This is a genomic window from Paracoccus contaminans, assembly GCF_002105555.1.
In the GTDB taxonomy this organism is placed as follows: Bacteria; Pseudomonadota; Alphaproteobacteria; order Rhodobacterales; family Rhodobacteraceae; genus Paracoccus; species Paracoccus contaminans.
Genome location: NZ_CP020612.1, coordinates 1,028,709 through 1,054,940, shown reverse-complemented (window position 1 = coordinate 1,054,940; position 26,232 = coordinate 1,028,709). Strand labels below are relative to the sequence as shown.

Here is a 26,232-nt window from a genome sequence, read left to right as displayed (position 1 = left end):
GCCGGTGGCGCCATCCCGGGCGCCTTTTGCGATGACTATTCTGCCGCGGCCCTGGGCAAGACGGCCCAGCGCCTGCCGGAGAGCGATTCGCCCGCAAGAGCCTGCGTTGTTCCGCCGGCCGGCGCCACAGCGCGGCGGCCGGCGGGCTGATCGGCGCCCACAGGCCGCCCCCTGCATCTGCACCCTGGCCTGAGGCGAATCCCCTGCTGCGGGGTGGTCAGTAATCCCTTTCATAGAACAGCCCGAGCGTGCTTTCCCCGTCGCTGGCCATCGACCCGCGCGCCGTCACCTTGTCGTTCACGTCGAGGTTGAGGTTGATGCGCGACTTGCCGTCCGCGTCCACCGACACGTCGGTATAGACATTGCGCGAGATGTATTTCCCCGCCCTGACCGAGACATTGCCCTCATCATCGGTCGCCAGGTCCAGATCGTCCAGCCCGACCGAATTGCGCAGGCTCGACACGATGCCCTCGCTGCCCCGGCCGGCCAAGACGGCGACGGCATTGGCCAGCTGCGCCGCCTGCAGGGCCGAGATGCTGTCCAGCCCCCGCCCGAACAGCAGATGGGACAGCACTTCCTCCTGCGGCAGTTCGGGATCGGATTCGAAGGTAATGTCGGGGTCGCGGATGTCGCCGTCCACGATGATGCGGGTGGTGATCGAATCCTGCACGGTCTGCGCGACCAGCCGCAGCACCGGGACCATGCTGCCCTGCAGCTCGATCAGCCCCTCGGTCATGTCGAAGCGCTTGCCCAGCAGGTCGATCCGGCCGCGGATCAGCTCAAGCTGCCCCACCGGGATCATGGCGCGCGCATTGCCCGTCAGGCGCAGCGCGCCGCCCAGCTCGGCATCGATTCCCCGGCCGCGCACAAAGACCTGGTGGGGGGCGTTGATCGTCAGGTCCAGCCGGGCCGGATTGGCGGGCGGCGTCGCCGGGGGTGCGGTCATGCCGGCGATGCGGCTGTCGGCAGAGGGAAACGGCAGCAGCCCGGCCTTGGCGCGGGTCGCGCGCACGGGGGGGCGGTCCTTCAGATGGACCATGTCGGGGATCGTCTTGGCGCCGCCGAACCCGCTCGCGGGGATGCGGATCTCTGTCTCGCCCAGGTTGATTGTTCCCGATACCAGCGGCCCCTGCGCCGGATCGCCCGAGATCCGCACCGTGCCATCAACCGTCGTCTGATAGAGGTTCGGATCGCGCAGCGTGACGCCGTCCAGCCGGGCCGTCAGGTCCAGCCGCGTGCCGCCGCGCAGGTCCACCGGGCCGCTGACCGTCAGACGCCCGCCCCCCGAGACATTGCCCGAGGCATTGACCTGGATGAGGCCGCCGTTCAGCTCGGCGCTGCCCGACAGGTTTTCCACCCGCAGGCCCAGCTTGGGATCGGAAAGCTGGGCATCGGGCAGCCTGACCCGCCCGGTCACATTGGCCAGCGAGGGCGCACCGTTCAGCCGCAAATCGAAATCGACCGGGCCTTCGATGGACCGCACGCGCAGCAGCGGATTGACCAGCGCGGCATCGCTGACACCCGAGACGCGGATATCGGCCGATGAAAGGTTGCGCGCCACCGATCCGGCGATGTTTGCCCGCGTCCCGCCGGGGGCGGTGGCGGCCAGGTTCACCTCATAGGCGGCGGCGCCCTGGCGGACGGTTCCCTTGACCGTGGCGGGGCCGGGCAGGCCCGGCACCAGCAGCGCCAGATCGGACAGCCCGGCATCCACGGCCAGCCCCGTTCCGGGATTGCCGTTCGCCGCGATGCGCAGCTGCCCGTTCGCGGCGTTCATCCGCTCCAGCGTGATCGCCCCCTGGGACGAGCGAACCGCCGCCAGGTCAAAACGCGTCTGCCCCGACAGCAGCGGATCGAGTTTGGCATTGCCGACCCGCAGCCCGCTGGCCGTCCCCTCGGCCGTGATCCGGCGCCCATCGCCGGCGTCGGTCAGACGGGCGCGGGCATCGACCGACCCGCCGATGCCGCGGCCAAGGAATGCAAGGCTCTGGGCCTTCAACGCTGCGGTCAGGTCGGTCCCCCGGGCTGCGAGCTTGCCCTGCGCCGAGGCGCTGAGCCGGGCGTTCTCGGCCCTCGCCTGCTCGATGGTCAGGATGCCGCCCTGTTCGCTGCCGCGCAGCGTCAGCCGCGTGGGGCCGGCCAGTGCCGCATCGGCCTGGGCCTGGCCCAGCGACAGGTCATTGGCCGTCCCGTCCACCGCCAGCCGCCGCACGCCGGTGCCGTCATCGCCAAAGCTGCCTTTTGCATCGATCGATCCGCGCCAGCCCAGCCCCAGTGCCGACAGGTCAGCCAGGTCCACCGATCCGCGCAGGTCGGTGCGCCCGCCCCCGACCGTCCCGGTCAGTTCGGCCCTGGCCTTGGGGTTGTCGATCGCGGCGCGGCTGATGTCCAGCACACCGTTCCGTTCGGTCCCCCGCACGTTCAGCCGGGTTTCCCCCGACAGCATCCCGTCCATGTTGCGCTGTCCCAGCGACAGGTCCTGCCCGGTGCCGTCCAGCGCGATCACCCGCGTGCCGGTGCCATCGTCGGTCACGCTGCCGTCAAGCCGCAGCGCCCCGCGCCAGCCCCGCCCGAAGGCAGCAAGCGAGCGGATTTCGGCATTGCCGGTCAGGTTCGTTCCCGTGTCTGCCAGCAGCCCCTGCACATGGGCTGCCATCTGCTCATTGGTCAGGCGCAGGTCGCGGATGGTGATCGCCGATCCCTTCTGTTCCGCCGACAGGCGGAAATCGGTGGTCCCGGTCAGCGCGCCGTCCACGTCCTGCTGCCCCAAGCGCAGATCCTTGCCGGTGCCGGTCGCCTCGATCACCCGCACCCCGCCGCGTTCGCTGGCATTGGCGCTGGCCTTGAGCGAGCCTTGCAGCCCCATCCCGAAGGCGCGCAGATCGGGCACGTCGAGATTCAGCGCCGCATCCAGCGCGCCCGCGGCAAAGCTGCCCTTGCCATCCGCCGTGATCTGCGGATTGGCCAGGCGCAGCGTCTCGACCGCAAAGGCCCCGTCCTTTTCCTGCGCGATGGCGGTCAGGCTGGTGCGGCCCTTCAGGGCCGTGTCGAGCCGCTCGACCCCCAGCGCCAGATCCGTCGCCTCGCCGGAAAGGGTGATCCGGCGCCCGCCCTCGGCCCCTGTCATCGCCGCCTCGGCGGTCAGGGCGCCGGCCATCGCCGGATCGGCATCGGTCAGGCTGGAGAGCCGGAGGCTTGCCTTGAGGTCGGAGGCCGCGCTGGAAACCAGCCCCTGCGCCCGGGCGGTCAGGCGCTGCGCGTTCACCGTCAGATCGCGGATATCGATCCCGCGTTCGTCCCGGCGGGCGCTGAGGACGATGCTGGACTGCCCGCCCAGCAGACGGTCGATCTGCGGCTGGTTTACGGTGATGTCATCGCCGGTGATCTGCGCCTCGGCGTCAAAGCCGTGCGTCAGCACCGTGTAAAGCCCGCGCATACGGGCATGCGCCCTGCCGGCCAGCGGCCGCCCCGCCAAGGTGGACAGGCGATCCAGCGCGCCGAGATCGGCATCAAGCTCACCCGACAAGGTGATGCCCGACCGCAGCCCGTCGGCGCGGATATCGCCCTTCAGGCCGAAGCCCTCGCCCCTGATGGTCAGCCCCGACAGGTCAAGCGCGTTGCCCTGGGCCAGATCAAAGCCCGTCTCGCCGCTGATGGCCGTGCCGAGCGCCTGCTGCAGGCCCGCATCGGCCAGTGCCAGCCCCTCGATGCCGAAGCGCAGCCGGCCCAGCGCCTGGACGGGGTTGCCCTCCACGATGGCCACGGTGCCGCCCCCGTCAAGGGTCAGCGCGCCGATCCGGTTGCCGTTCTGGGCGACATCCCCCAGGCGCCCGGTCAGCGTCCATGCGTCCGAGCGGGCCGCGTCATAGCCGATCTGAAGGCTGCCCGAATGGACATAGGTCGGCTCGCCTCCAAAGGGCAGGCGCACGGGCAGCGTGGGTGCCCCGGCATCCTGGCCCAGCTTCATCTGCAGGGCCACCGCCTGCGGCGCGCCCTTGTCATTGGTGCTGACCGATCCGGTCAGGTCCAGCGCCTCGGTATGGACCAGCAGCGAGGGGACCGAGATGCGCCCGCTCTCGCCCCGCCAGCCCTCGGCCTCGAGCCGCGAGGTGGTGCCGAAGAAAGGCCGGTTGTCGGGGGGCAGCAGGCTGGCCACGTCGCCGCTGAGCTGCAGCCGGAAGGCCGTGCCGGGGGTGCCGTCAGGCCCTGCCTGCGCGGCGGCCGAGGCGCGCCCGGTGACGCGGTCCACCCCGTCGGTCGCCAGTTGCAGGTCAACCCCGAACTGCCGCAGCGGTCCTTCGCCGCTGATCCGCGCCTTGACCGCCGGGCGGTCGTTAAGCTTGACGATATTGGCGAAAAGCCCGCCCTCTTCCTCGTCCAGCGCCAGATCGAGCCGCAGATTGGTGGTCGCGTTGGAATAGGCGGTGTCCAGCGCAAAGACGCCGTGCTTGCCGTCCACGCGGTTGATCGCCAGCCGGGCCGCGCCCTCGCCCCCTGCCAGGTTCATCGAGCCGTCGATCGAGACATCCGCCGCCTCGCCGAAGACAGGCTGCCCGATCGACACGCGCCCGGCAGCGATGCGGTCGATGGTGATGCCGACCGGCAGCGTCGGCAACGCGAATTCGCGCACCTCGGCGGTGCGGGCGCGGCTCTGGCCGGCGGGCAGGCGCGGCAGCACGATCTCCTCGGCCGACAGCTCCTGAATCTCGATCCGCCGGGCGAACAGGGCCGAGCGGTTCCACTGGATCGCGCCGTTGCGCAGGGTGATCCACACCCCGTCGGCATCCGCGATGGTCAGTTCGGCAAAGGTCGCGCGCGAGGACAGCGCGCCTTCAAAGCCGCGGATGATCACCTGCCGGCCGGCGCCGGACAGGTTGCGTTCCAGAAAGCGGGTGATGAAGCCCTTGTCATCCTCGGCCGACAGCGCGGCCGCAGCGGCAGCGATGTCGCGGCCGGCGGCATCCGCGCCGCTGTCGGTCCCCTGGGCCGCGGCCGGCGGCGGGACAGGGGCGTCCTGCGCGATCGCCGGGCCGGGCAATGCCACGGGCAGCGACAGGGGCAGGGCCAAAGACAGGGCCAGCAGGATGCGTTTCATCAGAATGCCTGTCCCAGTCCGAGATAGAATTGAACGCCCTCGCCCGTGTCGCCCGCGACCGGGCCGGCGATGTCCAGCCGGATCGGGCCGATGGGCGTCTTGTATCGCACCCCCAGCCCCGCGCCGGCGTGCCAGTCGGTGTCCCCGCCAAAGCCGCTGTCCGTCCAGACCTCGCCGGCATCGGCAAAGGCGACGATGCCGATCTTTTCGCGCACCTGCATGCGCAACTCTCCGGTGACGTTCGCCACGCTCATCCCCCCGGTCTTGACCGGGCCATCGGGCCCCTGGATCACCTGCGCGCCCAGCGATTCATAGGGCTGCCCGCGCACCGAACCGCCGCCCCCCGAATAGAACAGGTAATCGCGCGGCGTACGGGCAAGATCGGATCCCAGGATCGAGCCGGCGCGTGCCCTGCCGGCCAGGGTGAACCGCTCGGCCGCGCCGAAGCTGCGATAGGCCCGCCCCTCGCCCACCATGCGCAGCCCGCTGCCCGTGTCGCCCAGCCCCAGGAAGGGGGTGGCGGTGGCCGCCAGCCAATAGCCGCGCCGCGGATCGGTCGTCTCGTCCTTGCGCCGGTCCAGCGTCAGGCTGGCGGGCAGGGCCAGCACGGTGAAATCCTCGGTTCCCGCGTCGTCCACCACGCGCGAGCGGCGGTATTCCAGCCGCGTCTCGCCCAGCACCCGGTCATTGGGCATCCAGGACAGCCCCACGCCCAGAACGCCCAGGTCTAGGTCATAATCCTCCTCGCGCAGCCGTTCGGTGCGGGCATCGACAAAGCCGGTCACGTCGGGATGGATGGTCGCGGGACGGTCCAGCCGGATGCCCAGCTTGTAATCGCGCCCCGAGGTGCCGGACCCCATGTCCTTGACCTCTGCATCCACGCGCAGCCGCTCGCCCCCGCCCAGCAGGTTCCGGTGCAGCCAGTAGCCGCTGACCGCCGCGCCATCGACGCTGGATATCTCGAACCCGCCGCCGATCCGGCGCAGCTTCTGCTCGATGACGGTCAGCTTGACATCCAGCGCATCGCCGGGGCCGAGAACCGGGGCTTCTTCCAGGGTGATCGCCGAGAAGATGCCCGACCGGCGCAGCCGCTTGCGCACCTCCTCGAGCTTGTCGGGATCATAGCGCTGACCTTCGGGAAAGCCCGCGATCTTGAGCAGGCGGCGCGTGGAAAGGCGCTTGTTGCCGCTTGCCGCCAGCTGCCCGAACCGCACGAGCGGACCGGGGGTGAGGGCGATGCGGCTTTCCACGCTGTGCGCCTCGTGGTCGGCGATGATGTCGGTCGATGCGACATCGGCCTTGGCGTGGCCCTGCTCGCGCCAGCCCGTGACCCCGGCGCGCGCCGCGCTTTTCATGTCCGAGGTGCGCGCCACCTCGCCCCGGCGATAGCCCGAGGGCAGCGCGGTGCCCGGTGCCACCGGCGCGATCTCGGCGCGGGTATAATGAAAGGGGCTGCCGGGATCGACGGTGACGACGACCTGATGGACAAAGCGGGGCGCGTCCAGCGGCGCGATGCCTGCCGCCTCGACCCCGTCCAGCCGGATGTCGATGACGGCGTCATAGCGCCCCTCGTCGAACAGAGTGCCCAGCAGGCGCGAATAATCGGCCCGCGCGGCCGCCAGCATGTCCTGCCCGCTGCTGCGCCCTTCGGCCAGCGCGCCGGTCAGAAGCGAGGTCTGGCGCAGCTTTCGTGCCAGGGCCGCATCGTTGTCGGTGACGCGGAACACCAGATCGACCGGCGCATTGGCAACCCTGTCGCCGCCGCCGAAAAGCCGCGACAGCGGCGAGGATGCCGATGATGCCGACCCCGATCCCGACCCGGACACCCCGCCCGATGCCGAGCCGGACGCGGCTCCTTGCGTGCCGGTCTGCGCGCCTGCGCCCGCCGTCAGCAGGCACCCTGCCGCCGCCGCCGCGACCCCCCTGGTCCACCAGTTTGCCATCTGCCTGCCCGCTCGTGCCCGTTATGCCGGTGCCTGTCGTTGGCCTGTTGTGGCAAAGAAAAGGCAGCCGCGCTACCCTGAACGATGCAGCGCAAGGCATCCGGCACCCCTGGGCTGTCGGCCAAGCTGTTGAGCAGTGGCGATTTTTGCCGGCGCCGGGCGCGTCCTCACGCAGAAGTCAAGAGCGTTGGGAAAAACCAGGGGGGAACCCATTACCGCCGAGCGGGTTGGGATGATGCAGCACAGCCTGCGATCCGCAATGTCAAGTATAAAGTTTGTCCAATGTCCGGTTTTCGTCACCTGCCCGCCTTCGCCGCCCTTGCCGTGACGCTGCTGTGCGCGCCCGTCGCCCAGTCCTCTGTCGAGCCTGCGGTGCTTCAGTCTGCGCCCATCAAGGGCTGGACGGCGGTTGCCGGGCTGACGGGGCCGGCCGTCCTTGAACTTGCGCGCACGCTGCCCCTTTCGGCCGAGGCGAGCAGCGACCAGCCTTGGTGCGACAGTGCCGCCGCGGTCGCCCATTCCCTGCGCTCCGAATTCGACGAACAGCCCGTCACGCACCGGGCCGACGGCACGCAGCTGTGGGGCTCCGATCTGATGGGAACCTGGACGCTCGTGCTGGGCCGCAATGATGGCACGCAATGCGTTATCGCATCGGGAATCGGCTATCAGGACGGAACCAATCCGCTCGCGTTCTACGCCAAAGTCGATCTGGGCTGAGCGGGCTGCCCCGCAGGCCGCGCCTGCATCTGCAGAACATGCTGCAAAGCGCGTTGCCTTTGCAGGCCGTTCGTGACAAGGCGCGGCGAACAATCCTGCAGGGGCACGCCCATGACCGAAGCCGCTCACGATCATCTGGTCCGTGACCTTTCGCTGGCTGATTACGGCCGCAAGGAACTGGACATTGCCGAAACCGAAATGCCGGGCCTGATGGCCCTGCGCTCGGAATATGGTGCCAGCCAGCCGCTGAAAGGCGCGCGGATCGCCGGATCGCTGCACATGACGGTGCAGACGGCCGTGCTGATCGAGACGCTGGCGGCGCTGGGCGCCGATCTGCGCTGGGCGTCCTGCAACATCTATTCGACCCAGGACCATGCCGCCGCCGCCATCGCCGCCGCCGGCATCCCCGTCTTTGCCGTCAAGGGCGAGACGCTGCCCGAATACTGGGCCTATACCGACCGCATCTTCCAGTTCGCCGAAGGCACGGCGAACATGATCCTGGACGATGGCGGGGATGCGACGCTGTATATCCTGCTGGGCGCGCGGGTCGAGGCGGGCGAAGCCGGGCTGATCGCCGCCCCCCAGTCCGAGGAGGAGGAGGCGCTGTTCGCCCAGATCCGCAGGCGCCTGGACCAGTCGCCCGGCTGGTTCACCGCCCAGCGCGATGCGATCCGGGGCGTTTCCGAGGAAACCACCACGGGCGTCCATCGCCTCTATGATCTGCACAAGCAGGGGCTGCTGCCCTTCCCGGCGATCAACGTCAACGACAGCGTCACCAAGTCGAAATTCGACAACAAATATGGCTGCAAGGAATCGCTGGTGGACGGCATCCGCCGTGCCACTGACGTGATGATGGCCGGCAAGGTCGCGGTCGTGTGCGGCTATGGCGATGTTGGCAAGGGATCGGCGGCCAGCCTGCGCGGCGCAGGCGCCCGCGTCAAGGTGACCGAGGTTGATCCGATCTGCGCGCTGCAGGCCGCCATGGACGGGTTCGAGGTCGTGCGGCTGGAAGATGTCGCCGCCACCGCGGACATCTTCGTCACCACCACCGGCAACCGCGACGTGATCCGCATCGAGCATATGCGCGCGATGAAGGACATGGCCATCGTCGGCAACATCGGCCATTTCGACAACGAGATCCAGGTCGCCGCCCTGCGCAACCACAAGTGGACCAATGTCAAGGATCAGGTGGACATGATCGAGATGCCTTCGGGCAACCGGATCATCCTGCTGTCCCAGGGGCGCCTGCTGAACCTCGGCAATGCGACGGGGCATCCCTCCTTTGTCATGTCGGCATCCTTCACCAACCAGGTTCTGGCCCAGATCGAGCTTTGGACGCGCGCCGAGGAATATCGGCCGGGCGTCTATATCCTGCCCAAGGCGCTGGACGAAAAGGTCGCGCGGCTGCATCTGGACAAGATCGGTGTCCGCCTGACAGAGCTGAGCCCCCAGCAGGCCGACTATATCGGCGTGCCGGTCGAGGGGCCTTTCAAGCCGGATCACTACCGCTACTGACATGCGTGCATGGTTCTGGTGGATGGTGGGGTTTGCGGGGTTGGGGCTGGCGATCGTCGGCACGGTCCTGCCCATCATGCCGACGGTGCCGTTCCTGATCGTCGCGGTCTATGGCTTCAACCGCTCGTCCCCACGCTTTCGCGACCGGCTGCTGAACCATCCCGTGTTCGGTCCGCAGATCCGCGACTGGCAGGAACACCGGGCGATTGCGCCGCGGGTCAAGCTGCTGGCGGTGGGAAGCATGGCGGCAGGGCTGTCCATCAGCTTTTTCATCCTGGCCTTTCCGTGGTGGCTGGCGCAGGTTGCAGTGCTGACGCTGGTCAGCGCCTATGTGCTGTCCCGCCCCGCGCCGCCGGAACACTGACCGCCGCCGCGCAAGCGGGGGCGGCGATCCGGCAACGTCATGCGCTCAGGCCATGAGGCGCGGAGCGATCCCTTGCCGGCGCGTTTCTTTGCCGCGCCTCGTTCCGTGATCCCGTGATCTGCCCTGCTGCCGCCGGGCAGCAGCGGCTATCCCGCGCCGCGGCAGGAAGCGAACAGGAAGGGGTGCCATAAGGGCCGGTCGCCTATGCTTTGGGGTGCCCGATCAAGGGGGCAGCTGCTGGTACGGGGCAGCCTGTTCCGGTGCTTTGGCCAGGCTGCGATGCTGTGCCGGCAGGCAAGCGCGTTGGCCCACACGGGATCGCTGCTCCTGATCGAAGAGGCAACGCTGCCTGCGATGCCTGGCCTCTCCGGCAGCCCGCTCCGGGTCCGGCAGCAGGCGCCGATCCCAAGCCTTTCGGCGCATCGCCAACAGGTGCGCAAGGCACGGCCCGTTCCCTTTTCACCCGCAGGCACTGACCCAGCGGCGTTGCTTCTTGTTGATCTGCTTCAACTAAAGGCAGCCCTGCCTGAGTGGACGCGCATTCGGCGGGCCGCAGGCAGGGTATGGCGCGGCCGTGCGCGCCGCCTATGCCCTTGGCGGGCGGGCGCCGAAGATGGCGCTGCCGATCCGGACATGGGTCGCGCCTTCGGCAATGGCGGCTTCGAAATCGCCGCTCATCCCCATGGACAGGCCGCTCAGCCCGTTGCGCCCGGCGATCTGCCGCAGCAGGCTGAAATGAGGGCGCGGATCGGTGTCGTCGGGCGGGATGCACATGCAGCCCTGCAGGTCCAGCCCCAGATCCCGGCAGGCATCGATCAGGGCATCCGCCTCATCGGGCGCAACGCCGGCCTTCTGCGGCTCGGCGCCGGTATTGACCTGGACGAAGATGCGGGGCGCAAGGCCCAGTTCCTGCGCCGCGCGGGCAAGCCGGCTGGCAAGCGACAGGCGATCGACGCTGTGGATGGCATCGAACAGCTGAACGGCCGCGCGCGCCTTGTTCGATTGCAGCGGACCGATCAGGTGCAGTGACACCCCCGGCCAGCGGGCTGCCCAGTCCGGCCACTTGCCCTGCGCTTCCTGCACATAGTTTTCGCCAAAGACGCGCTGGCCGTGATCAAGCACCGCTTCGACCTGCGCGGCGGGCTGCAGCTTGCTGACGGCGATCAGGGTGACGCTGCCTGCCGGGCGGCCGGCGGCGGCTTCGGCATTCCGGATACGGCGGAGGATGTCGTCCAGTCCCATGCGCGGTCCTTCTGCCCGGTTCCGATGATCTGCGGGGTCGCAAATGGAAAGAGCGGGCGCAAGGCCCGCTCGATCCGTGATCCGTTCCCGAGCGGGATCAGAACTTGAATTTCACACCCATGTCGGCGCGGGTTTCGTTGTCGCCGTAGAGTTCGTTCTTCATGACAGCGCCAGCCAGGGTCGCGCCGCCGCCCAGGTCATAGGACGCACCGATGCCATAGGCATCGAAGTTGTCCGGGGCGCCTTCCCATTTGCTGCCGTTGAAGTCCAGCTCGCGGGTGATCCACTCGGCGGTCAGGCCGACGCCGTTCGCCAGCGTATAGCCGACCGACAGGCCATAAGCCGCGTTGTATTCGGCGCCGGGCGGCAGGTCGAAATCGCCGAAGTCATCGTCACCGACGATTTCGTTGCCGACGACGCGATTGTCATACTTGGCGTAGAAACCCTGGATCTTGAACGCGTCGATCGCAGCGTTGCCGCCGATCATGATCTCGCTCTGGTCGCCCCATTTCGAATAGGCCAGCGCGATGTTGTAGGCGCCGAATTCATAGCCGGCGGCCACCGAGTAGGCGAGATCGGAATCCTTGTCCGACTCGAAATCGTAGCAGCCCAGCGCACCGACGGTGCCGTCGCAGGCGCGCTGCGAGCCGTCCGACAGCGACGCGAACAGCTTCACGCCGTTGAAGGTGTATTCATACAGCGCCGAGGGGCCCTGGTTCTCGTTGGCGCCGTCGCCGGTCAGGTAGTCGATTTCCTCGGGGTCGCCCGCGAATTCACCGGCGGTATAGCCCAGTTCCGGCAGGTCGCCCATCGCCGCTTCGGCGGCCGACAGAACGTCGCCCATCGACAGCTTGCCATAGGTGCCCGAGATGAACACCGAACCGGCGGTGCCCTTGGCGGCCGAACGGTGCAGCGGGTCGGCGCGGTAGTTTTCCTGGTCCACGCGGAACGAACCGCCGAACGACAGGCCCGAGTCGGTCTCGCCGGTCATGGTGAACTTGGCGCGCGCACGGCTGTGCATCTGGATGTCTTCGCCGTCCCAGATCATACCCATCCGGCCGTCGCCGGTCACCGCGACCTCGGCCGAGGCGACGTTCGCAAACGCGACCAGGGCGCTGGTGGCGAAAAGAACCTTTTTCATGGCTTCCCTCATGTCTCTCTGACACCCTGCCGGTTTTCCGGCTTGGGTATGAAGCATCAGTCGCGCGAATCCCCCCTTCATTGCAACGATGGCGTCCGGCAGGCCGGCCGATGAAAAAGCTGTGATGCACAAGCGCCACAGTCGCTTAGAGGGCGAGCGCGCCGCCCCGGGACGGCCTGCGCGGCCTTGCCGGGTGGTGCCGGCGCTTGTCGCCCCGGCGGAATCCGCGCTATGGCTCGGTTATCGGCGGTCCGCCGTTCTCAGGGAAACTCTCGCCATGATCTTCAGCGCCGTGCCCGTCCGTGCCGCCCGCCGAACAGCACTCATCATCCTGGCCCTCTCGCTGGCGGCCTGCGGGGGCGGGCAGGGCGACAAGCAGGGGCTGTTCAGCATGGCGCCCCGGAACGAGCAGCGCGCCGGCGCGGGCGAGCAGCGCGAATCGACCATCTGGGATCTGTTCTCGAACCGCGACACCGGCAACCAGCAGGTCGGCGTCAACCGCTACCTGTGGAATGCCAGCCTCGATATCCTGGATTTCCTGCCGATCCAGACGGTCGATCCCTTCACCGGAGTGATCGTCACCGGCTATGGCACGCCGCCCGGCGGCGGGCGGGCCTATCGCGCCACGGTCAGGATCAGCGATCCGTCCCTGGATGCGCGCAGCCTCAAGCTGTCGCTGCAGGGACCGGGCGGCGCAGCCGTCGCGCCCGATACCGTCCGCACCGTCGAGGATGCCATCCTGACGCGGGCCCGCCAGATGCGCGTGCGGGACGGCCAGCTCTAGCAAGACCCGCCGGCCTGCACGCCTTGGGCTTCGCGGGGCCGGGGCGCTGGGTGACGGCCGTTCAAGGCCCCCAGGCGCTGCCGGGTGCAGGCCGGGACGGGGGTATTTACTGAACAGAGCCGCTGCGGATGCCCCTTGCCGGAGGGCTGCGGCGCGCCTTTCAGCCGTTTTCCGGGCGGAAGGCGGCGGGGATGCTGTCCCGGCCTTCCAGCAGCAGATCGGCGATCATTGCGGCCACGACAGGCGCCATGCCGAAACCGATCTTGAAGCCGCCATTGGCGATCAGGTGGCCGGGCCGGCCGGGCCAGGGGCCGACCAGGGGCGCGCGGGTGCGGGCGCGCGGCCGGATGCCCGCCCAGCGGTCCAGCACCGGCGCCTCAGCCAGCGCCGGGCACAGCGCCCTTGCGCCGGCGATCAGCCTGTCCAGCCGCTCGTCGGGGGCGGCATCCGAGAAGTCGTTTTCCGAGGTCGAGCCGACAGCCACCGTCCCGTCGGCATGGGGGACGATGTGCAGCCCCCCCGCATAGACCTGCGGCGCATCCGGCGCGGACAGGCCCAGCAGCGCCGACTGCCCCTTGACGCCCGCGCCCATCGGCCGGCCCATATCAGCCGACAGCGCCTGCAGCCCGCCGGCCCCCGTCGCCCAGACGGCGGGGCCGGGCAGGGTATCGGGATGCAGCGGGCCGGCGCCTTCCTCGATCTCGCCGCCCGCGGCGCGAATGGCGGCGGCCAGCGCGGCCAGCGCCCGGCGGGGCGCGATCCGCGCCGTCAGATCATCCACCAGCCACAGCCCGTCCGGGCTGGGCGGCACCAGCGGCCCCGCAGGCGTCCGGCAAGGCCGCATGGCAAAACCTTGCCAGTGAAGGGCCGCGGCCGCGATGCGGCTGTCCAGCGCAGGTCCGGGGATCGCGGGCTGCAGGCGGCCGCTGCGCGCATATCCCGGATCGATGCCCCCCGCCGCCGCGATGCCGCCCCACCACCCCTGCGCCGCCACCAGCGCATCACGCTGCATCGCCTTCTTGTCGTTCCAGTTCTCGGGGGCATGGGGCGCCAGCGCGCCCACCGTGCCGCCCGAGGAGCCCGCGCCGATCCGCGCGCCCTCGATCACCCGGACGGGCGCGCCGCGCCGCGCCAGTTCCCATGCGCAGGAAAGGCCGAAGATGCCCGCCCCGATCACCCAGATGCTGCTTGCCACCGCCGCGCTTCCCCGCCACTGGACCGGAAAACGGGGTAGCGCGGATGACCGGGAACGACCAGACTGACGCGGTGGAGGGCAGGGCGGCGTTGGAGTGGCGCGCGGCCGGGGGAGGAGAGGTGCCCGTCTCGCGCCGCTTTGACGACCCGTATTTCAGCCTTGCCGGGGGGCTTGCCGAAACGCGGCACGTTTTCCTGGGGGGCAACGGGCTGCCGGCCCGGCTGGTGCCGGGGTTCCATGTCGCCGAAACGGGTTTCGGCACCGGGCTGAACCTGCTGGCGCTGGCGCAGGTCGCGGCGGTGCCGGTGCGCTTCACCAGCTTCGAGGCCTTTCCGATGACGACGGCCGAGCTGGCCCGCGCCCATGCCGCCTTTCCCGAACTCGCCCCGCTGGCCGCGCAGCTGCGCGCGGCCTGGGGCCGCGATCAGATCACCGTGGGGCAGGTCACGGCCCGCATCGTGCCGGGGGATGCGCGCCTGACGCTGCCGACATGGGACGGGATGGCGGATGCGTGGTTCCTCGACGGCTTTTCCCCCGCCCGCAACCCCGAGCTGTGGTCAGGTGATCTGCTGGCCGCGGTCGGGGCGCATACCGCGCCGGGGGGCAGCTTTGCCACCTATACCGCCGCGGGCCATGTCCGCCGGGCACTGGCCGCGGCGGGCTTTGAGGTCGAGCGCGCGCCCGGGTTTGCCGGCAAGCGGCACATGAGCCGCGGCCGGCGCCCTTAGCGGCGCACCGGCGGGATGCGGGTCGGCGCATAGTCCAGCGGCAGGTGGGGCGGCTTGCCGCTGGTGCGCAGCCAGAAGGCCCGTCCGCCGCGGCGCAGGAACACCGGCCCGGTCAGGACCAGCCCGGCGGCGAATCCGCCCGCATGCGCCCAATAGGCGATGCCCGCCTCGCCCCCATGCATGGCATAGCCCGAGAAAAGCTGCACCGCGAACCACACCGCCAGCATTACCCAGGCCGGGATGGTGAACACCTTGACCAGGATCACGATGATCGCGATCACGTCCACCCTGGCCTTGGGGAACAGCAGCAGATACCCCCCCATGACCCCCGCGATCGCCCCCGAGGCGCCGACCATCGGCACCCCTTCGGCAGGATTCGCAAGGATCTGGAACCCCGCCGCCGCCAGCCCGCAGCACAGATAGAACACCAGAAATCCAAGATGCCCCATCTGGTCTTCCAGATTGTCGCCGAAGATCCACAGGAACAGCATGTTGCCGCCCAGATGCATCAGGCCGGCATGCAGGAACATGTGCGTCACCAGCCCATGCAGATGCGATCCGTTGACCACCGCGACGGGATAGAGGGCCAGATCCTCCCACAGCCCGTCCATGCCCCCGCCCCAGGGTGCGGTCAGCAGGAACATCGCCACGTTGACGAAGATCAGCCCGATGGTGACATAGGGCGTCCCCTCGGACGGGTTATGATCGCGGATCGGGAACATCAGGGCCTCGGGGCGGCGGCGGGCGCGGGGGCGCGCCGGACAGGCATGGGGGCCGCAGGGCGCAGCGCGGCGATGGCGGCGGAACGGCGCAGCCGGGTCATGGGGCGATCCTTCGGGACGGGGCCTGCAAGACGGCAGGACATAGGGGGCAAGGTGATGGCGCCGGCCGCCATGTGCAAGGGCCGTTGCCCGCGCCGCGCCATCGGGTAAGAACGTCATGGCCGGGGCGGCCTCGCTGTGGATGGACGCCGGTCGCGATCCGAGGAGGAACCACATGACCACGATGACCGACCGCAAGAATGCCGCCATCTCGCGCGGCGTCGGGATGACGACGCAGATCTATGCCGATCGTGCCGAGAATGCGGAAATCTGGGACAAGGACGGCAATCGCTATATCGACTTTGCCGCCGGCATCGCGGTCGTGAACACCGGGCACCGTCACCCCAGGGTCGTGCAGGCGGTCAAGGACCAACTCGACCGCTTTACCCATACCTGTCACCAGGTCGTGCCCTACGAGAACTACGTCAGCCTGGCCGAGCGGCTGAACGCCCTGGTCCCCGGCGATTTCGAGAAGAAGACGATCTTCGCCACCACCGGCGCCGAGGCGGTCGAGAACGCCGTCAAGATCGCCCGCTATGCCACGAATCGTAGCGCGATCGTCGCCTTCACCGGCGCGTTCCACGGGCGCACCTTCATGGGCATGACGCTGACCGGCAAGGTCCAGCCCTACAAGGCGGGCTTCGGGGCGATGATGCCCGATGTCTATCACCTGCCGTTCCCGAACGATCTGCACGGCGTCACGCAGGACGACGCGCTGGCGGCGCTGGACAAGCTGTTCAAGGCCGACGTGGACCCCAAGCGCGTCGCCGCGATCATCGTGGAACCCGTGCAGGGCGAGGGCGGGTTCTATCCCGTGCCCTCGGGCTTCATGCAGAAACTGCGGTCGCTCTGCGACGACCACGGGATGCTGCTGATCGCCGACGAGGTGCAGACCGGCTTTGCCCGCACCGGCAAGCTGTTCGCAATGGAACACCACGGGGTTGCCGCCGACATCACCACGATGGCCAAGGGCCTGGGCGGCGGCCTGCCGATTTCCGCCGTCACGGGCCGGGCCGAGGTCATGGACGCCCCCAACCCCGGCGGTCTGGGCGGCACCTATGCAGGCAACCCGCTGGGCGTTGCTGCCGCCCATGCGGTGCTGGACGTGATCGAGGAGGAGGGCCTTGCCGAGCGCGCCGAACGCCTTGGCCAGCGGCTGAAGCAGCGCCTTGCATCCCTGCGCGACGACGTGCCCGAAATCATCGACATCCGCGGCCCCGGCCTGATGAACGCGGTCGAGTTCAACGTCGCCGGCACCGAGAAGCCCAGCCCCGATTTCACCAACAAGGTGCGCGAGGAGGCGTTGTCGCGCGGCCTGATCCTGCTGACCTGCGGGGTCTATGGCAATGTCATCCGCTTCCTGCCGCCGCTGACGGTGCCGGACGCGGTGTTCGACGAGGCGCTGGACATCCTCGAGGCGTCGGTGCGGGCGGCGCGGGGGGCGGGGGGCAAGGCCCCGGCAATCGATGGAAACGCCGGTCCCGGACAGCAGGAGGCCTGAGCGGCCCCTTGCCTTCCCGGCCGGGGCGGCGGGGCCGAACCAACGGACCCGTCGCGCGTTTGCCTTTTGCGCCGGCTCGATCCGCGGGCGCAAAAGGAGGATGTTCCAATGCAGAACGACGGTTATCGCAACGATCGCTACAGGCGCCACGATCCGCGGCCGCATGATCGGGACGAAGAGCTTCGCGCGGCGCGGGGTTACGGCCAGGACGACCGTGAACACCCCGGCATCGTCAGCGACCGCGACTGGGCCGGACCTTCGGATTACGGGCGCGGGGATTACGAACGGCGCGATTACGGGCCGGGGGATTACGGGCGCCGCGACTACGGGTCGGACGACGACCGGTTGCGCAGCCATCGCCGCGGCGGCGAGGCGTTTTACAGGGACGAACCTTCCCGCTGGGGCCGGGACGATGAGCGCGGCAGGGGCCCAGGCGGCTTCGGCAGTGCGGCCTATCGCGACGAAGGCTCCGGCCGGCGCGGTTATGGCGGCGGGTCCGAGTATCGTCCACAGTATTTCGGCGGCGCAGGCTATGGCGAGGGCCGGCATGAAGGCCGCGCCCCGGATGCGGGCGGCTGGGGCCGCGGCAGGCCCGGCGCGGGCCGCATGGACCACGGCCCCGGCGGCAGCCAGGGCCGGCCGGGCGGGGGTCATGGCGGCGGCTATTACGGCGCGGCCGGTTACAGCCAGAACGACGCCTATGCGCAGGGCGGGCAGCATCGCGGCCGCGGCCCCAAGGGCTATTCCCGGTCGGACGAGCGGGTGCGCGAGGATGTCTCGGACCGCCTGGCGGACGACGACATGGTCGATGCCTCCGATATCGAGGTGCAGGTCAGCCAGGGCGAAGTCACGCTGAGCGGGCATGTGGACAGCCGCGAGGCCAAGCGCCGCGCCGAGGATTGCGCGGAGAGCGTCTCGGGCGTCCGGCACGTGCAGAACAACCTGCGCGTCAAGACGGATGGCTGGGCATCCGGCGCGTCCTCGTCCGGCCCCTCTTTGTCCGGTTCGACCGGCACGGGCTGGTCCGGTTCGTCATCGTCCGGTTCGTCATCGTCCAGTTCGGGCCTGTCCGGTTCGGGTCTGTCTTCGCCGGGCACCGGCTCGGCCGGCAGCGGGGCGGAGTCCGGGGCTGCGGGCGGCGCGTCCGACAACGATACGACTTCGGCGCCGCGCAGCTGAGGCCGGCCCTGCGGGAATGGAACGGGCGGCCCTGCGGCCGCCCGTTCGTTCATGAAGCGCCCGCCAGTGCCTCGCACAGCGGATGGTCCGCCTCGGCCAGTCCGGCGATCACGTCCATGTGGTGCCGCCCCGGCTCGACCGTCAGGCGCGTCTCGTGCGGGATCCCGGCCCAGGTCTCGAAGAGCAGCCGCGTCTGCTGAAGAAACACGGGCCGTTCGTCCGCGCCGACCCACAGATGCAGGTCGATGCCGGGCAGGGGGTGGTGGAACAGCGGGCTTTCCTGCGCTGCCGTTTCGTCGTCCAGCCCCAGCGGCTCGCGATAGGTAGTGCGCTGCAGTGGGCGCAGGTCGAACAGCCCCGACACCGGCACGCAGCGGCGCAGGCGCGCGACGGTGGCGGGTGACAGGGGCGTGTCCTCGCAGGCCAGCCGGGCGGCAAGATGCCCGCCGGCGGAATGGCCGCCCAGCACGACCGGGCCGGGGATGCCTGCCGCGGCCGCCTCGATCTGGGCGGCGATCTCGGCCCGCATCTGCGCAAGCCGCCCTTCGGGGGCAAGCGTGTATCGGGGCAGCAGCACCGCCCAGCCCCGTGCCAGCGGCCCGGCTGCCAGATGGGAAAACCACTGCGGGCCGAACTTCATCCAGTAGCCGCCATGGATGATGACCGCGAGCCCGCGGGGGGTGCCCTGCGGGCGGTAAAGTTCGCCCATCCCCAAGGCTTCGGGCGGGCGGGTTGCGCGAAAGGATGCCGCCTCGGCCAGCCACTGGTCCGGGAAGGCGGCCCCGCCCGGAATGTGGATGATGTTGGCATAGGCGTCATCCCAGTCCGCTATCCGGGCGGCGATGAGCGGGGTCACTGCGGCTTGACCTTGGCTGCGGTGCCCTTGGCGAAGGCGTCAAGGCGCGCCTTTGCCGCCTCTTGCGTATTGACCACGCCGGCAACCGCCGCCTCGGCATAGGCGGCGTCCAGCGCGCTCATGTTCTGCATGTGGCTGATGGCCGAGCAGATGGCGAAGTTGGACAGGGGCGGGTTCTGCGCGGCGGCGCGGGCGATCTCGTAGGCCTTGGCCTCGCTGTCGGGGACAAGATACTGCGCCAGCCCGACCTGAACCGCCTCGGCCCCGCGATAAAGGCGGCCCGACAGCATCATGTCGATCATCCGCGCCTTGCCGATCAGCCCCGCGACGCGGATCGTCGCGCCGCCCCCGGTGAACAGGCCTCGCTGGCCTTCGGGCAGGCCGAAATAGGTCGTCTCGTCGGCGACGCGGACATGGGCGGCCGAGGCGAGCTCCAGCCCTCCCCCCACGACCGCCCCTTTCAGCGCCGCGATGATCGGCACGCCGCCATATTCCATGCGGTTGAACGCCTCGTGCCAGCGCAGGCAGACCTGCATGAAATCGGCCGCGCTGCGGTCGGCGCGGTGATGTTCGACCAGATCCAGCCCGGCGCTGAAATGCGCGCCCTCGCCGCGCAGCACGCAGGCCCGCACGCCCGCGCGGGGCAGCAGGGTAAAGACGGCGGCCAGTTCCTCGATGGTGGCGATGTCCAGGGCGTTGCGCTTGGCCGGCCGGTTCAGCGACACGGTGGCGATGCCCTCCGCGTCCAGCGCGAGTGTGAGGTTTGCCAATGGCAGGTCAGAGAGAGGCTGCATGGTTCAACCCTTTGCAATCAAGGTGATGACGATGGGAACGGTCAGGATGCTCAGCGCGGTCGAGAACAGGATGGCAGCCGATACCCGTTCCACGGCAAGGCTGAAATGATCGGCCAGCATATAGACGTTGCCAGCCACCGGCAGGGCGGCTGCCGCGACCATGACCCCGGCGGGGACCGGATCGACTGACAAGGCCATCGCCGCCGCCCCCACGGCGGCCGGGTGCAGCACCAGCTTGGCAAGGCTCAGCGACAGGGCGGGCACGGGACGGCGGGCCGGGCGGATGGCCAGCGAGGCGCCGATCGCAAACAGCGCCCCCGGCGTGGCCGCGCCGCCCAGCAGGGCCAGAAACGCATCCACCGCCTGGGGCACGGGCAGGCGCAGGCCCGACCAGGCCAGCCCCGCCAGAACCGACACGATCATGGGGTTCGCGGCCAGCCCGCGCAGGATCGGGGCGAACATGCCGGGGGCGATGCGGCCATGGCCCGCGGCGGCCACGATCAGCGTGATCAGGGTCGAGAACACCACCATGTCCAGCGTCAGGACGATCAGCAGCGGCGCGATGGATGCCGGCCCCAGCAGGACGGCCAGCATCGGAACCCCCAGAAAGCCGGTATTCCCGACGATGGCCGCATGGGCCAGCATCGCCGCCTCGGGGACGGGCGCGCCGCGGGCGCGGGCCAGGCCGATCACCGCCGCCCACACCGCCAGCGATCCGGCCAGATAGGCCGTGACGAAGCGCCAGTCGAACAGCCCGGCGATGTCCAGCCCCATCGCAAGGCGCAACAGCATGGCCGAAAGGGCAAAGTAGAAGACGAAGCGCGTCAGCCAGACCGTGGCATCGGCGGGAAAGAACCCCCGCCATCCCGCCAGCCAGCCCGTCCCGATCAGGGCAAAGAACGGCAGGGTCTGCACAAAGATCGCCAGCACGCGGCACTCGCCTCCCTCTCGCTGCTTGCGTCTTGCCGGCGGCGAGGAAACCATCCCCGCGCGGCGGGCGCAAGCTCAGCCGCGTTCGACGAGATAGCGCCGTGCCCCGTCCGCCAGGACCGTGACCTCGACAAGGCGGTGCCGCCCCTGCGCGCAGAAATGCGGCACGTCGAGGACCGCGGCGCCATCCGTGGCCGTCAGGGCCGCCCGCCCCCTTGGCGGCAGCGCCATCAGTGCCTTGCGCAGGCGCAGCACCGGCAAGGGGCACAGCAGGTTCCGGGCATCGATCTCGACCGGCAGGAGGGCAGGGTCTGCGCCGGCGGGCTGCCCCGCCGTCATGCGGCGGCGCCGCGCGTGCCCCGGCACCAGTCAGCGGCGTCCCACCAGTGCAGTTGCGCCGCCGTGTCCCCTGCAAAGTCAAGGAAGGCCCCAAGATAGGCCGGCGCCACGGTGGTCAGCACGGGGATGCCTTCGCCGATCGCCAGCGCGATGAGATCGCGAAAGCCCCGGCCCGACGCCTCCTGCTTGCCGAACTTGTTGACGATCAGCAGATCGGTGCCGAGCGTCAGCCTGCCCGCGACCCGTACCACCGCACCTTCGAGCGCATCGCCGTTCAACCGGCAGCCCTGCGCCCCGCTGCCCAGCGATTGCGAGATGACGATGGGCGCCCCCCCCGCGCCCAGGATCGTCAGTTCGACATCGCAGCGCGAACCGGCCCGTGTCTGATTCGTCTGGACGGCGCCGGCAAGCTTCATCCCGTCGGCCATCAGCGACATGGCGATTTCCGCCATGCGCCCGTTGTGATCGTCCCGGCCGTCGTGGATGATGTAACCCAGCATGACGCCGATGCTATGCCCCGCCCTGCCATGCGGCAAGGGTCTTGTGGGCGGCGCCCGCATGATCGCTTGCACCGGAACGGGCGCCCCCTCATGCTGGGATGATGAGCAAGCGCCTCGATCCTGCCCCCTTTGCCGCGGCCCCTCGCGCCGCAGCCCCTCCGGCAGGGGGCGGGCCTGCCGGTGTCGTGCTGGCAGGGGGGCTGGCGCGGCGCATGGGCGGGGGCGACAAGCCGCTGAAGGATCTGTGCGGCCGTCCCATCATCGCCCATGTGATCGCCCGGCTGGGCTGCGCGGCGGCGGTGAATGCCAATGGCGATCCGGCCCGGTTCGCCGCCCTGGGCCTGCCGGTCGTGCCCGATTCGCTGCCCGGCCATCCCGGCCCCCTCGCCGGTGTGCTGGCGGCGCTGGACTGGGCGGCAGGGCGCGGCCTGCCCCGTGTCGTCACGGCGGCGGGCGATACCCCCTTCTTCCCCGAGGATCTGGCCCGGCGCCTGTGGTCGGCGGGCGCGCCCGTCGCCATGGCCGCGCATGACGGCCGCGACCACCCCGCCTTTGCCGCCTGGGACACCGCCCTGCGCGAGCCGCTGCGCCGGGCGCTGGCGCAGGGCACGCGGCGCATGCGGGAATTCATGGACGATCACGGCGCGGCCCGCGTGATCGTGCAGGGGCGCGATCCCTTCTTCAACATCAACACGCCGGACGATCTGGCCGAGGCGCGCCGCAGGCTGGCAGCGGGGGACGCATGGATCTGAAATCGGCGCTGATGGGAATATCCTTTGCCACGATCTGGGCGGCAGCGTTCACCGCCACGCGCGTCGCCGTGGTGGAGATGCCGCCGCTGCTTGCGTTGATCATGCGCTTTGGCATCTCGGCCGCGATCGCGATGGGGCTTGCGGCGGCGCTGGGCCAGAGCTTGCGGCTGACACGGGCGGAATGGCGGACGGTGGTCGTGTTCGGCCTGTGCCAGAACGCCCTCTATCTCGGCCTGAACTGGACGGCGATGCAGCGGGTCGAGGCCTCCGCCGCCGCCATCATCGCCTCGATGATGCCGCTGATGGTCGCCTTTTTCGGCTGGGTTTCAGGACGAGAGCGGCTGCGCCCGCGGGCGGTCGCGGGCCTCGTCCTCGGCATCGCCGGGGTCACGCTGATCATGAGCGTGCGGCTGCGCCACGGGCTCGACCTGGCCGGCACGCTGATGTGCGTCGCCGCGGGGGTGGCGCTGACGGTCGCCACGCTGGCGGTGCGGGGGGCAGGGGGCGGGTCGAACGTGCTGATGATCGTCGGGGCGCAGATGGCGGTCGGGGCGCTGGCGCTGGTGATTCCCTCAGCCCTGCTGGAATGGGGCCGCCCGGTCCACTGGTCGCCGCGGCTTGCCTGGGCGATGGGCTTCTCGATCCTGCTGCCGGGCATCCTGGCCACCTTCATCTGGTTCCGGCTGGTCACGCGGATCGGCGCGGTCAAGGCGGCGGCATTCCATTTCCTGTCGCCGCCCCTTGGCGTGGCGATCGCCGCCCTTGCGCTGGGCGAGCGGTTCGGCTGGACGGATGTGGTCGGCTCGCTGATCGTGGCGGCGGGCATCCTGCTGGTGCAGCTGGCCCGCGTGCAGCCCCGCCCCGCCCAGGGCCGCCCCGGCATCTGAGGCCGCGGCCTCTGGCCGGTCCGGCGCCCGCGCTCCGCTCCGGCCTGGCCTTGTGCGGGCCAGGCGCGGCAGGCCCGGCATGGTCGGCCCGATCAGGGATCCGGCCGGCCGTGAACCAGGCGATGCGGCGCAGCGTTGGGCAGCATGCAGGCCGACCAGTTCCTCTTTCCCACCGATGCGGGGCTTTACTGCCCGGCAGGTGATTTCTTCATCGATCCGGTGCGCCCCGTGCCGCGGGCGCTGATTACCCATGGCCATGGCGATCATGCGCGCGCCGGCCACAAGGCGGTCATGGCGACGGCCCGGACGCTGGACATCATGGCGATCCGCTATGGCGCCGACTTCACCGCCCAGCGCCAGATCGCAGATGGCCCGGTGCGGGTGGGCGGCGTCACCGTCAGCTTTCATCCGGCCGGGCATGTGCTCGGCTCGGCCCAGATCCGGCTGGCCTGCGATGGCGGGCCGGTGATCGTTGTCTCGGGCGATTACTGCCGCACCCCCAATCCCGTCTGCCAGCCATGGGAGCCGGTCGCCTGCGACGTGTTCGTGACCGAGGCGACTTTCGGCCTGCCGGTGTTCAGACATCCGCCCCCCGCGGCGGAAACGGCAAGGCTGCTGTCCAGCATGGCCGAGTTTCCCGGCCGCAAGCATCTTGTCGGCGCCTATGCGCTGGGCAAGGCCCAGCGGGTCATCGCCCTGCTCCGCCAGGCGGGCTATGATGCGCCGATCCACCTGCACGGGGCCATGCAGCGCCTGACCGATTACCATGTCGCGCAAGGCATCCCCCTGGGCGATCTGCGCCCCGCCACCACCCCGAAGGAGATCGAGGGCCAGGTCGTGATCGCCCCCCCTTCGGCCTTTGCCAGCCCCTGGGTGCAGCGGTTCCGCGACCCGGTGATCGCCTTCGCCTCGGGCTGGATGGCCGTGCGTGCCCGCGCCCGCCAGCGCGGGGTCGAACTGCCGCTGGTCATCAGCGATCACGTCGATTGGCCCCAGTTGACGCAGACCCTGCAGGATCTGCGCCCCGAGGAAGTCTGGGTCACCCATGGCGCCGAGGATGCCGTGATCCGCTGGTGCGACCTGAACCAGCTGCGCGCCCGCCCCCTGCGGCTGGTCGGATATGAGGAGGAGGAAGAATGATCCGTTCTTCTGCACGGCAATATCCTCGGGCGATCAGGGAGGCCGGCGGCCCCCCGGCCCGGCTGCGCGGGGGCGCCCCGTGAAAGCCTTTGCCGCCCTGCTCGAACGCCTTGCCTTCACCCCGGCGCGCAATGCCAAGTTGCAGATCCTGCGCCATTACCTGGAACGCACGCCCGATCCCGACCGGGGCTATGCCCTCGCGGCGCTGACCGGCGATCTCAAGCTGCGGGCGGTGACGCCCGTGTTGCTGCGCGGGCTGGCCGAACAGCGCTTTGACGCCGAACTGTTCCGCCTCTCCTATGACTTCGTGGGCGATCTGGCGGAAACCATCGCGCTGATCTGGGAGGGCGATCCGCAGGGCGATCTGGCCCTTTCGGATGCCGTGCATCTGCTGGAGCGCACCGGCAAGGCCGGGCTGCCCGCTGTGATCGGGGCCACGCTGGACCGCCTCGGCCCGTCCGAGCGGCTGGCCTTCCTCAAGCTGGCCACCGGCAATCTGCGGATCGGGCTGTCGGCCCGCCTGGCGCGCACGGCGCTGGCGCAGATGGGCGGGCCGACGCTGGACCAGATCGAGGAGGTCTGGCACAGCCTCGTGCCCCCCTATCCCGAGGTCTTTGCCTGGATCGCGGGGGGGCCGCGCCCCGACCACGCGGCGCGCGCGCCATTCCGCCCGGTCATGCTGTCCACCGCGACCGATCTGGATGAGCTGCGCGCGCTGGACCCGGCCGAGCATGCGGCGGAATGGAAATGGGACGGCATCCGCGTGCAGGCGGTCAGCGAGGGCGGCCTCAGGCGGCTGTATTCCCGCAGCGGCGAGGACATCTCGGCCGCCTTCCCCGACCTTGTCGAGCAGATGAACTTCGAGGGAACGGCCGATGGCGAGCTGCTGGTGCGCCGCGCCGGCGGCGTTGCGACCTTCAACGACCTGCAGCAGCGCCTGAACCGCAAGACCATCGGGCGCGCCCTGCTGGCGAGCCACCCGGCCGGGCTGCGCGTCTATGACCTGCTGACCTGGCAGGGCGAGGACCTGCGCGCGCGGCCTTGGACCGAGCGCCGGCAGGTGCTGGAGGCGGCCGATTTCGGCAGCGAGGCCATCGACGTCTCGCCCCTGCTGGCGTTTCGCAGCTGGGACGAGCTTGCCGCGCTGCGCGCCGACCCCCCCGATCCCGTCATCGAGGGCGTGATGATCAAGCGCCGCGATTCGGCCTATGTGGGCGGGCGTCCGCGCGGGCCGTGGTTCAAGTGGAAGCGCGATCCGCGTGTGGTCGACGCGGTGCTGATGTATGCCCAGCGCGGGCACGGAAAGCGCTCGGGCTTCTATTCCGACTTCACTTTCGGCCTGTGGGACGGCGAGGCGCTGGTGCCGGTCGGCAAGGCCTATTTCGGCTTTACCGACGAGGAACTGCGCGAGCTGGACCGTTTCGTGCGAAACAACACCGCCGAGCGCTTCGGCCCGGTCCGCGCGCTTGTGCCGAGGCTGGTGGTCGAGGTTGCCTTCGAGGGGGTGGGCCGTTCTGCGCGCCACCGATCGGGCGTCGCCATGCGCTTTCCCCGCATCAGCCGCATCCGCTGGGACAAGCCCGCGGCCGAGGCAGACCACCTCGCCACGCTGGAATCGATGATCGACGATCCCAACGCCTTCGGCTCGGACGCCGCGCGGGCGGGCGTGCGCCACGGCCGCAAGAAGCGGCGCGAGGCGGGCGAAGACGGTGCCGGCGAGCCGGGGGTTTCGCACCCCCGGACCCCCGCGGGATATTTGCCGACCGAAGATGAGGGCTGAGGCTGGCGCTGCGGGCCGGGCGGGGTTAG

At 69.9% G+C, this 26,232-nt stretch carries 22 protein-coding genes; 11 read left to right on the top strand and 11 right to left on the bottom strand.

All coding sequences use genetic code 11. From position 1 onward, the window contains the following. Window positions 1-217 precede the first annotated feature (217 nt). Both B0A89_RS05035 and B0A89_RS05030 read right to left on the bottom strand, forming a co-directional pair. Window positions 218-5,095, bottom strand: coding sequence for a translocation/assembly module TamB domain-containing protein (locus tag B0A89_RS05035; protein ID WP_085377201.1), 4,878 nt, complete (start codon window positions 5,093-5,095; stop codon window positions 218-220). Then, window positions 5,095-7,038, bottom strand: a complete 1,944-nt coding sequence (locus B0A89_RS05030; protein WP_085377200.1) for an autotransporter assembly complex protein TamA — start codon at window positions 7,036-7,038, stop codon at window positions 5,095-5,097. Before B0A89_RS05030 ends, B0A89_RS05035 begins: the two co-directional genes overlap by 1 nt. A 282-nt stretch (window positions 7,039-7,320) precedes the next feature. Between B0A89_RS05030 and B0A89_RS05025 the strand changes: the two genes are divergently transcribed. From B0A89_RS05025 to B0A89_RS05015, 3 genes are all read left to right on the top strand, one after another. Continuing rightward, entirely contained in the window at window positions 7,321-7,755 is a 435-nt protein-coding gene (locus B0A89_RS05025) for a hypothetical protein (protein ID WP_085377199.1), read from the top strand. 111 nt (window positions 7,756-7,866) lie between these two features. Further along, window positions 7,867-9,270, top strand: a complete 1,404-nt coding sequence (gene ahcY, locus B0A89_RS05020) for an adenosylhomocysteinase (RefSeq protein WP_085377198.1) — start codon at window positions 7,867-7,869, stop codon at window positions 9,268-9,270. A 1-nt stretch (window position 9,271) separates the two neighbouring features. Continuing rightward, window positions 9,272-9,634, top strand: coding sequence for a YbaN family protein (locus B0A89_RS05015; RefSeq protein WP_085377197.1), 363 nt, complete (start codon window positions 9,272-9,274; stop codon window positions 9,632-9,634). Between the two features lie 585 nt (window positions 9,635-10,219). On the opposite strand, the gene B0A89_RS05010 is transcribed toward B0A89_RS05015, so the two are convergent. Beyond that, window positions 10,220-10,876, bottom strand: coding sequence for a YggS family pyridoxal phosphate-dependent enzyme (locus B0A89_RS05010; protein WP_085377196.1), 657 nt, complete (start codon window positions 10,874-10,876; stop codon window positions 10,220-10,222). A gap of 97 nt (window positions 10,877-10,973) precedes the next feature. After that, the gene (locus B0A89_RS05005; RefSeq protein WP_085377195.1) at window positions 10,974-12,017 is read right to left on the bottom strand and encodes a porin; all 1,044 of its coding nucleotides are present in this window, start codon (window positions 12,015-12,017) and stop codon (window positions 10,974-10,976) included. A 277-nt stretch (window positions 12,018-12,294) separates the two neighbouring features. Between B0A89_RS05005 and B0A89_RS05000 the strand changes: the two genes are divergently transcribed. Continuing rightward, entirely contained in the window at window positions 12,295-12,801 is a 507-nt protein-coding gene (locus tag B0A89_RS05000) for a DUF3576 domain-containing protein (protein ID WP_085377194.1), read from the top strand. A 160-nt stretch (window positions 12,802-12,961) separates the two neighbouring features. Here the strand turns inward: B0A89_RS05000 and B0A89_RS04995 are convergent, their stop codons facing one another. Further along, the gene (locus B0A89_RS04995; protein WP_085377193.1) at window positions 12,962-13,996 is read right to left on the bottom strand and encodes an NAD(P)/FAD-dependent oxidoreductase; all 1,035 of its coding nucleotides are present in this window, start codon (window positions 13,994-13,996) and stop codon (window positions 12,962-12,964) included. Window positions 13,997-14,040: 44 nt separating this feature from the next. On the opposite strand from B0A89_RS04995, the gene mnmC2 reads away from it, so the two are divergent. Further along, window positions 14,041-14,724: a tRNA (5-methylaminomethyl-2-thiouridine)(34)-methyltransferase MnmC2 gene (mnmC2, locus tag B0A89_RS04990; protein WP_085377192.1), complete on the top strand. Its 684-nt coding sequence runs from the start codon at window positions 14,041-14,043 to the stop codon at window positions 14,722-14,724. Here the strand turns inward: mnmC2 and B0A89_RS04985 are convergent. After that, on the bottom strand, window positions 14,721-15,446 hold the full coding sequence (locus tag B0A89_RS04985) for a rhomboid family intramembrane serine protease (RefSeq protein ID WP_085377191.1): 726 nt from the start codon (window positions 15,444-15,446) through the stop codon (window positions 14,721-14,723). The genes mnmC2 and B0A89_RS04985 overlap by 4 nt on opposite strands. Window positions 15,447-15,720: 274 nt before the next feature. Between B0A89_RS04985 and B0A89_RS04980 the strand changes: the two genes are divergently transcribed. Both B0A89_RS04980 and B0A89_RS15105 read left to right on the top strand, forming a co-directional pair. Then, a complete protein-coding gene (locus tag B0A89_RS04980) occupies window positions 15,721-17,046 on the top strand; it encodes a 4-aminobutyrate--2-oxoglutarate transaminase (protein WP_085377190.1) in 1,326 nt (441 codons plus the stop codon). Between the two features lie 108 nt (window positions 17,047-17,154). Further along, window positions 17,155-18,225, top strand: a complete 1,071-nt coding sequence (locus B0A89_RS15105) for a BON domain-containing protein (protein WP_240558644.1) — start codon at window positions 17,155-17,157, stop codon at window positions 18,223-18,225. A gap of 49 nt (window positions 18,226-18,274) precedes the next feature. On the opposite strand, the gene B0A89_RS04970 is transcribed toward B0A89_RS15105, so the two are convergent. The 5 genes from B0A89_RS04970 to B0A89_RS04950 form a co-directional block, all read right to left on the bottom strand. Continuing rightward, window positions 18,275-19,081 carry an alpha/beta hydrolase gene (locus B0A89_RS04970; RefSeq protein WP_085377189.1) on the bottom strand — a complete coding sequence of 269 codons (807 nt, stop codon included), beginning with the start codon at window positions 19,079-19,081 and terminating at the stop codon, window positions 18,275-18,277. Continuing rightward, on the bottom strand, window positions 19,078-19,875 hold the full coding sequence (locus B0A89_RS04965; RefSeq protein WP_085377188.1) for a crotonase/enoyl-CoA hydratase family protein: 798 nt from the start codon (window positions 19,873-19,875) through the stop codon (window positions 19,078-19,080). Before B0A89_RS04965 ends, B0A89_RS04970 begins: the two co-directional genes overlap by 4 nt. Window positions 19,876-19,878: 3 nt before the next feature. Then, a complete protein-coding gene (locus B0A89_RS04960; RefSeq protein WP_085377187.1) occupies window positions 19,879-20,805 on the bottom strand; it encodes an AEC family transporter in 927 nt (308 codons plus the stop codon). A 75-nt stretch (window positions 20,806-20,880) separates the two neighbouring features. Then, window positions 20,881-21,144 (bottom strand): sulfurtransferase TusA family protein, encoded by a 264-nt coding sequence (locus B0A89_RS04955; RefSeq protein WP_085378761.1) that lies wholly within the window; start codon window positions 21,142-21,144, stop codon window positions 20,881-20,883. Beyond that, window positions 21,141-21,644: a DUF2478 domain-containing protein gene (locus B0A89_RS04950; protein WP_085378760.1), complete on the bottom strand. Its 504-nt coding sequence runs from the start codon at window positions 21,642-21,644 to the stop codon at window positions 21,141-21,143. The genes B0A89_RS04955 and B0A89_RS04950 overlap by 4 nt, the downstream gene beginning before the upstream one ends. 101 nt (window positions 21,645-21,745) lie before the next feature. Here B0A89_RS04950 and mobA point away from each other — a divergent pair, with 101 nt between their 5' ends. From mobA to B0A89_RS04930, 4 genes are all read left to right on the top strand, one after another. Beyond that, entirely contained in the window at window positions 21,746-22,396 is a 651-nt protein-coding gene (mobA, locus tag B0A89_RS04945) for a molybdenum cofactor guanylyltransferase MobA (RefSeq protein WP_085377186.1), read from the top strand. Further along, a complete protein-coding gene (locus tag B0A89_RS04940) occupies window positions 22,387-23,283 on the top strand; it encodes a DMT family transporter (RefSeq protein ID WP_085377185.1) in 897 nt (298 codons plus the stop codon). The genes mobA and B0A89_RS04940 overlap by 10 nt, the downstream gene beginning before the upstream one ends. 144 nt (window positions 23,284-23,427) lie before the next feature. After that, complete coding sequence (locus B0A89_RS04935; RefSeq protein ID WP_085377184.1) at window positions 23,428-24,423, top strand: ligase-associated DNA damage response exonuclease; 996 nt, start codon at window positions 23,428-23,430, stop codon at window positions 24,421-24,423. Between the two features lie 79 nt (window positions 24,424-24,502). Continuing rightward, window positions 24,503-26,203 carry a cisplatin damage response ATP-dependent DNA ligase gene (locus B0A89_RS04930; RefSeq protein ID WP_085377183.1) on the top strand — a complete coding sequence of 567 codons (1,701 nt, stop codon included), beginning with the start codon at window positions 24,503-24,505 and terminating at the stop codon, window positions 26,201-26,203. Window positions 26,204-26,232: the final 29 nt, after the last annotated feature.

Coding starts and splice junctions, on each gene's coding strand:
- B0A89_RS05035 (WP_085377201.1), bottom strand. CDS start 5,095: ATGAAACGCATCCTGCTGGCCCTGTCTTTGGCCCTGCCCCTGTCGCTG.
- B0A89_RS05030 (WP_085377200.1), bottom strand. CDS start 7,038: ATGGCAAACTGGTGGACCAGGGGGGTCGCGGCGGCGGCGGCAGGGTGC.
- B0A89_RS05025 (WP_085377199.1), top strand. CDS start 7,321: ATGTCCGGTTTTCGTCACCTGCCCGCCTTCGCCGCCCTTGCCGTGACG.
- ahcY (WP_085377198.1), top strand. CDS start 7,867: ATGACCGAAGCCGCTCACGATCATCTGGTCCGTGACCTTTCGCTGGCT.
- B0A89_RS05015 (WP_085377197.1), top strand. CDS start 9,272: ATGCGTGCATGGTTCTGGTGGATGGTGGGGTTTGCGGGGTTGGGGCTG.
- B0A89_RS05010 (WP_085377196.1), bottom strand. CDS start 10,876: ATGGGACTGGACGACATCCTCCGCCGTATCCGGAATGCCGAAGCCGCC.
- B0A89_RS05005 (WP_085377195.1), bottom strand. CDS start 12,017: ATGAAAAAGGTTCTTTTCGCCACCAGCGCCCTGGTCGCGTTTGCGAAC.
- B0A89_RS05000 (WP_085377194.1), top strand. CDS start 12,295: ATGATCTTCAGCGCCGTGCCCGTCCGTGCCGCCCGCCGAACAGCACTC.
- mnmC2 (WP_085377192.1), top strand. CDS start 14,041: ATGACCGGGAACGACCAGACTGACGCGGTGGAGGGCAGGGCGGCGTTG.
- B0A89_RS04985 (WP_085377191.1), bottom strand. CDS start 15,446: ATGTTCCCGATCCGCGATCATAACCCGTCCGAGGGGACGCCCTATGTC.
- B0A89_RS04980 (WP_085377190.1), top strand. CDS start 15,721: ATGACCACGATGACCGACCGCAAGAATGCCGCCATCTCGCGCGGCGTC.
- B0A89_RS15105 (WP_240558644.1), top strand. CDS start 17,155: ATGCAGAACGACGGTTATCGCAACGATCGCTACAGGCGCCACGATCCG.
- B0A89_RS04965 (WP_085377188.1), bottom strand. CDS start 19,875: ATGCAGCCTCTCTCTGACCTGCCATTGGCAAACCTCACACTCGCGCTG.
- B0A89_RS04955 (WP_085378761.1), bottom strand. CDS start 21,144: ATGACGGCGGGGCAGCCCGCCGGCGCAGACCCTGCCCTCCTGCCGGTC.
- B0A89_RS04950 (WP_085378760.1), bottom strand. CDS start 21,644: ATGCTGGGTTACATCATCCACGACGGCCGGGACGATCACAACGGGCGC.
- mobA (WP_085377186.1), top strand. CDS start 21,746: ATGAGCAAGCGCCTCGATCCTGCCCCCTTTGCCGCGGCCCCTCGCGCC.
- B0A89_RS04940 (WP_085377185.1), top strand. CDS start 22,387: ATGGATCTGAAATCGGCGCTGATGGGAATATCCTTTGCCACGATCTGG.
- B0A89_RS04935 (WP_085377184.1), top strand. CDS start 23,428: ATGCAGGCCGACCAGTTCCTCTTTCCCACCGATGCGGGGCTTTACTGC.